The sequence below is a fragment of the Nitratidesulfovibrio oxamicus genome, assembly GCF_015731765.1.
GTDB classification, from domain to species: domain Bacteria; phylum Desulfobacterota; class Desulfovibrionia; order Desulfovibrionales; family Desulfovibrionaceae; genus Cupidesulfovibrio; species Cupidesulfovibrio oxamicus.
In genome coordinates this window covers 1-5,944 of sequence record NZ_VRYY01000129.1, presented here as the reverse complement: position 1 = coordinate 5,944, position 5,944 = coordinate 1, and the positions used below count along the sequence as shown (strand labels likewise).

At 56.1% G+C, this 5,944-nt stretch carries 4 protein-coding genes; 1 reads left to right on the top strand and 3 read right to left on the bottom strand.

Annotated features, from left to right (window positions below; all coding sequences use genetic code 11):
* Nucleotides 1-825: AI-2E family transporter (locus tag FVW20_RS05835; protein WP_196608690.1), on the top strand; the 825-nt coding region annotated here is incomplete at its 5' end.
* Between the two features lie 710 nt (nucleotides 826-1,535).
* Here the strand turns inward: FVW20_RS05835 and FVW20_RS19660 are convergent.
* From FVW20_RS19660 to FVW20_RS05820, 3 genes are all read right to left on the bottom strand, one after another.
* Nucleotides 1,536-2,948, bottom strand: a complete 1,413-nt coding sequence (locus FVW20_RS19660; protein WP_231038905.1) for an SEC-C metal-binding domain-containing protein — start codon at nucleotides 2,946-2,948, stop codon at nucleotides 1,536-1,538.
* Between the two features lie 137 nt (nucleotides 2,949-3,085).
* On the bottom strand, nucleotides 3,086-4,909 hold the full coding sequence (gene glmS / locus FVW20_RS05825) for a glutamine--fructose-6-phosphate transaminase (isomerizing) (RefSeq protein ID WP_196608689.1): 1,824 nt from the start codon (nucleotides 4,907-4,909) through the stop codon (nucleotides 3,086-3,088).
* A 348-nt stretch (nucleotides 4,910-5,257) separates the two neighbouring features.
* Nucleotides 5,258-5,944, bottom strand: a 687-nt coding sequence (locus FVW20_RS05820; protein ID WP_372434968.1) for an acyltransferase family protein, incomplete at its 5' end; no start/stop codon positions are given.

The following is a 5,944-nucleotide window of genomic DNA, read 5'->3' as shown; positions in this document are numbered from 1 at the left end:
GCCGCCGCTGCGGCGGGTTCCCTGCCCGCGCCGGTGGAACTGGGTCTGGCCCGGCTGCACGAGCTTTCGGTGTGGGTTACCCGGACCCTGGCCGATTTCGGCATCGACGCCCCGGACCTGGCCGACTTCGACCCGGCCAGCCTGCGCGGCACCCTGCTGGGCGCGGCCCGCCAGGCCGGGGAGACCGTGCTGCACGGCATTACCGCCGGGGTGGGCAACGCCGTGTACCTGTTCGGGCATTTTCTGCTGATGCTGTTCATCCTGTATTTTCTGCTGCGCGACGGGCGGCAGATGATGGCCTTCGTCAAGCGCGTCTCGCCGCTGGCTCACGCGCAGGAGGACCGCCTGCTGACGGCCCTGCGCGGGGTGGCCCGCTCCGTGTTCATGGGCGGGGTGCTTGTGGCCGTGTTCCAGGGCGTCATCGGCGCGGTGGGCTTTGCCCTGGTGGGTCTGCCTGCCCTGTTCTGGGGCTTCGCCATGTCCTTCGCGGCCATGATTCCCGTGGTGGGCACCGCGCTGATCTGGGCCCCGGCCACGGCCTACCTGTACCTTTCGGGCGAGTCGTGGCGGGCGGTGTTTCTGCTGGGGTGGTGCGCGGTGCTGGTCTCCAGTTCCGACGGCCTGCTGCGCGCGTGGTTCATGAAGGAGGGCGCGGGCATCCCCATGCTCTACCTGTTCCTGGCCATTCTGGGCGGGCTGAACATGTTCGGCATTCTGGGGCTGTTGTACGGGCCGCTGCTGCTTACCTTCGCCATGGTGGCCCTGACCATGTACGCAGAGGTGGCGGCGGAAATCGCCCCCAAGGGCGGCGGTGCGGTCCGGTAGCGCAATCATGGTCTTGCACCTTCATGAAATGACGAAAAGCCCCCGCTCGCGCGGGGGCTTTTTCCGTTCAGGGAAAGATGACGGGCGGGTGCACCCCATTCTTTCCGAGCGGGAATGCCCCGCAAAAGATCAGTGCGGCATCAGGGTTTGCACCGGCGCGGCCAGTTCACCGGCACACGCGGTCCAGGCATGACCGGGCATGCGCTGGTTGACCTCGCCGATGGTCGCCACCACCGACCGGATCCCCCCTGGGAAGACGCGGCGCGATGCAAGCATGTATCCCCTTTGCTGCAGGGTACGCGATGGGCGGGAAGTGTGTCCGCGGCACGGGAGCTGGATGATGCGGGAGTGCCGGGTTGTTTGCTGGTCAAGCAAAGGCGCTTGTGGGGATACCCCCGGCGTGGGAAGCGGCGGCGGGGTACAAGGCGGCTTGGCTGTCTTCGAGAGACCTGTGATTTTCCGACCCTCCCCCGCGGCAGGTGGGCATTTTCCGCAGGGGGGGCTGCGCCAAATGAAAAGATATCAACGACTTTGTGCCATGGCGTTTGTGATGGCAACGACTCTTTGAATGTGGCACCGCTGGGTGTTGATTGCTGTCTGTGTGCATTCGTAGCGATACGAAAAAGCACTTTTTGCTTGTTGTGGTGGCTGTGGGCTGTGCCGTGTAGATGGTGTGGTGAAGGTGGGCTGTCGCCAAAGGTAAATGGCGGCTATTCGTGATGAATGTCGTGCATGAAACAGCACTTTTTATATTTTTTACCTGATCCGCAGGGGCACGGGCTGTTCCTTCCTGTTTTTTTCGAGCCTGCGGCAGGGATTTCATTTGGGAAAATGCTTTTGATTTCTTTGGCAGTGTTCACTAATAGCGATTGAAGTTTTGGCTTGAATTTTTTCTCGAAATAATGCTGCGCTGCTGTCGTACTGCCACGGGATTCTGCTTCTTTGAGAAGCTCATTTCCTGTGCTCTTCGATTTTGGAGCTATGGTGCCCTTGAAATGAGCTATTCCCCAATATGCCAAAGCTTCGGGGCATCCTAGTTCAATGGCGCGGAGTATGCATTCCTTCGCTTTGTCTGGCGATGGTTTGGTGGCCTTTCCTTCGCTGAAATACAAATACAGGAATCGAAGGGAGAGGACGTCGTCGTTGCAGGCAGCTTGCGTAAGGTATTTGTACGCAGAGTCGTAGTCGTCCCGATTGTATGATACGGCGCCATACATGGCCGCAGCTTCAATGTGACCACGCTCTGCAGCGCGTCTGAGGCGTTGCATGCCGAGGTTTGCCTTTTCTTCGCCGAGTCTTCCTTCTGCAGTTAATGCGCCGTATCTGTATAGAGGCTCTATGTCGCAGCAGCATTGAATTGAAGCCTCGTCTCTTTCGATAAGAAAGTAGTCATTGCGTTGCTTGTGTTTGGACCATGCGCTGATGTGACATGCCGCGTCAAAGCTTTCTGCGGCCAATTCATAGAGATATGTAAAGTGTCGATGTTCGTCTTCGCTACATATCAATCCTTTTTTTGTGTATGAATACTCTGAATTTTCACTATAGTCTATGCGGCACATGTTGTCGGCCATTGATTGGTATATCAATCCAGCCTTGAGCTTTGGTTCAAAGTCGTGTTTTATGCATGCATTATATAATATATCTTTATTTTTTTGGTTTTCTGAAGTCGTTATGGTGTAATTTTTTATGTCTATGTCCGGGTTTATTTTGTTCAATATGAATATTGATACATGCATGAAATGCTCTATTGCATTTTGTGTGGCAGTAACTTGTTTGTTCGTTATGTCTGCAGAGCTCAATACGTGATTGTCAAAATTATAGTCTTGAATTGATGTTGAAATATGCACTCCTGCGTTGCATATTTTTCGCAATTCATGAAAATGTATTCTTGTTTCATTATCGATTACATTTTGTTGAAAGAGAAACTCAATGCGGTACTCAAGATTTGTCTTTTTGAATTTTATTCCAGCATGCCGTGAGATTTTTTCTGATAATAATTCGGCTGCCTTTCTAAGGCACTGGCAGGAGTAATCTGGTCTTGCTGTGGAGAACTCTATGGAGTCATGATAGTACGAGAGGATATCCGTGCCTAGATGCGTGATGATGTCGAGATCTGAAGTCATTGTTATGGGCCGTGCTGTTGAAAATTATAAAATGCCCATGTTTGTCATGAGCAAAATGCCCCCCCACTGTACCGAGGAGGTTGTGGGGGGGCATGACATGTTGATGCGCCGATGAATCTATAGACCCGCAGTATGCGTTATTCCACCGTCACGCTCTTGGCGAGGTTGCGCGGCTGGTCCACGTCCTTGCCGAGGTAGTCGGCGGCCTCGTAGCTGAACAGTTGCAGGGCGGGCAGCACAAGGAAGGCGGCCATGGGGCCCCAGGCGTCGGGGATGGACCAGGGGTGGTCCACCTTCAGTTCCACGCCGGGGTTGGTCAGGGCAATTATCTTGCCGCGCCGGGCCTGCACTTCCTCGATGTTGGACTTCACCTTGGGGAACAACTCGTCGTTGAGGGCCAGGGCAAAAGTGGGAAAGTCCGGGTCGATGAGCGCGATGGGGCCGTGCTTCATCTCGCCGGATGCGTAACCTTCTGCGTGGATGTATGAGATTTCCTTCAGCTTCAGGGCGCCTTCCAGCGCCAGCGGGAAGCAGTGGCCGCGCCCCAGGTAGAAGAAGCTCTTGGCCTTGGAGTAGGTGCGGGCCAGCGCCTGCGCCTCGTCGCGCATGGCGGGCAGTACGGTTTCCAGCTGGCCGGGCAGCTTTTTGAGGGTTTGCAGCACGTTGGCGCGCACTGTTTCGGAAAGGGCGCCAGTGTTGCGGCCCCAGTGCAGGGCCATCAGGGTCAGCAGCACCATCTGGCTGCACATGGCCTTGGTGGAGGCCACGCTGATTTCCGGCCCGGCCTGGGTGTAGATGACCGCGTCCGCCTCGCGCGCGATGGACGAACCCACCACGTTGCACAGGCCCGCCACCTTCACCCCGTGCTCCCGCGCTATGCGCAGGGCGGCAAGGGTGTCCGCCGTTTCGCCCGACTGGCTGATGACCAGCACCATGTCCGCCGGGTCCAGGATGATGTCGCGGTAGCGGAATTCCGAGGCGATTTCCACGTTCACCGGCACGCGGGCCCAGCTTTCCAGCAGGTGCTTGCCCCACATGCCCGCATGGTACGAGGTGCCGCAGGCCACGATGTGCAGCCGCCTGGGCACCGGCAGCGCGGCCAGTTCCGGCAGGGTGACTTCCATGCGGTTCCAGTCCACGCGGCCCGCCAGGCAGTCGGTGATGACCTTGGGCTGCTCGAAGATTTCCTTGAGCATGAAGTGCTTGTAGCCGCCCTTCTGGGCCGCCTGCATGTCCCACTGGATGTGGTTGACGGCCTTTTCCACCGGCGAAAGGTCGGCGATGCGCATGACCTTCCATGCGTTGGCGTCTATGCGCACAAGCTCGCCGTCTTCCAGGAACACCACGTCGCGGGTGTAGGGCAGGAAGGCAGGGATGTCCGACGCCACGAAGTTCTCGCCTGTGCCCACGCCCAGGATCAGCGGGGCGGACAGGCGCGCGGCGTAGAGCACTTCCGGCTCTTCGGGGGTGGTCAGGGCAACGGCGTAGGCCCCGTGGGCCTGGCGCAGCGCCCAGGCAAAGGCGTCGAGCATGGTGGCGTTGTGCTTGCGGCCCTCGGAAATGAGGTTGGCAAGCACTTCGGTGTCGGTTTCGGAGTGGAAGACGTAGCCCTTGGCGGCAAGGTCGGCCTTCAGTTCCGCGTAGTTCTCGATGATGCCGTTGTGCACGATGGCGAGGCCGCCGTCGTTGGCCTTGTGCGGGTGGGCGTTGCGTTCCACGGGAATGCCGTGGGTGGCCCAGCGGGTGTGCCCCATGCCCGTGGTGGCCACGGTGTTGGGGCAGGACGCCAGCTTTTCGTCAAGGGCGGAAAGCTTGCCCTCGGCGCGCACGGTGATGAGTTCGCGGTTCTGGACAAAGGCGACCCCCGCCGAATCGTAGCCCCGGTATTCGAGGCGGCGCAGGCCTTCTATGATGAGGGGAACGGCGGGACGATGACCGGCGTATCCGATGATGCCGCACATAGGTGGTGTGCTCCTTGGCAGAGGCGCGGCGGACGCCGCGCGGCGACGGCCTGGGCGGCCGCCGGAAGGTGTGGGCGAGGGCCGTCGGCTTTTGGAGAAAGCGCGCGGCCTGTGCGGAAATCTTCCCGGTCGGCGCATGCCGCCCGAACGATTCCTCGCGGTGTGGCATGTATCAGGTTTGCGGCACGGTTCGCAACTGGTGCGGGGGGGCAGGTGTCTGAGCTAATTACCGTCATATGCAATTATTCTGAGAAGGGAATAAGCATAATGAAGTTGGAAGGAATTTGTAGATGCACCTCGTTTTGTCGTGGAGGTAGATGCTTTTTACGTGTCATAAGTGTGTGTAGATTAGCGATTTTTAAATCTACGCCTGAAGGCGTTCATAGGTTTTTCTAGTGTGAAATATAAAACAGCGGAAAACAGTAAGACAGCAGAATACACAAAGAGCGTATTCAAGAATCTCCCGTTAGGTATGGGTAAGTGTAATTTTTGTAGTAAGTATTCTGTAACGAAAATATGTGAAACATAGATTGGATAAGATAAATGTCCTGTGATGGTGTCTATCTTTGAGTTCTTTGTTATGAAGAAGATGTCGCCAATGGTGAGTGAAAGAAGTAATATAAATGCAATTTTTTTTAATTCGTCATCCAAAGGTATAAATCTGAATGTTAATAAGAAAAATATAATGCTGGCAAACGAAATGTATTGGAACAGTATGTTTTTTTCTTTGTTTTTAGGGCGCGATGACATTTTGTAAGCAACGCTTCCCAAAAGAAATGTTGCGAGTTCTGTTGGGAAAAATCTGTGCGTCCATGGATCGGTAAAACCAAATAACGTGATCGTCAAAACGCGAAAGAGGAAAGACACTGCCATGAAAAGGGTAATGGTGCTGATGCTTCTCTTTAAAATGGTTCTTCGACGTTTAATGTGGAATTGACCGACCTCGCCCAGTTTGGATAGCCCTCCCTCAGGAGGATTGCCATGCTTGCCGAACAAATATTCGCCTTGGGTCTTGGTCTCACGCCACCCTGGAAA

Excerpts from the sequence above, each read along its gene's own strand:
- FVW20_RS19660 (WP_231038905.1), bottom strand. The coding sequence starts at position 2,948 with ATGACTTCAGATCTCGACATCATCACGCATCTAGGCACGGATATCCTC.
- glmS (WP_196608689.1), bottom strand. The coding sequence starts at position 4,909 with ATGTGCGGCATCATCGGATACGCCGGTCATCGTCCCGCCGTTCCCCTC.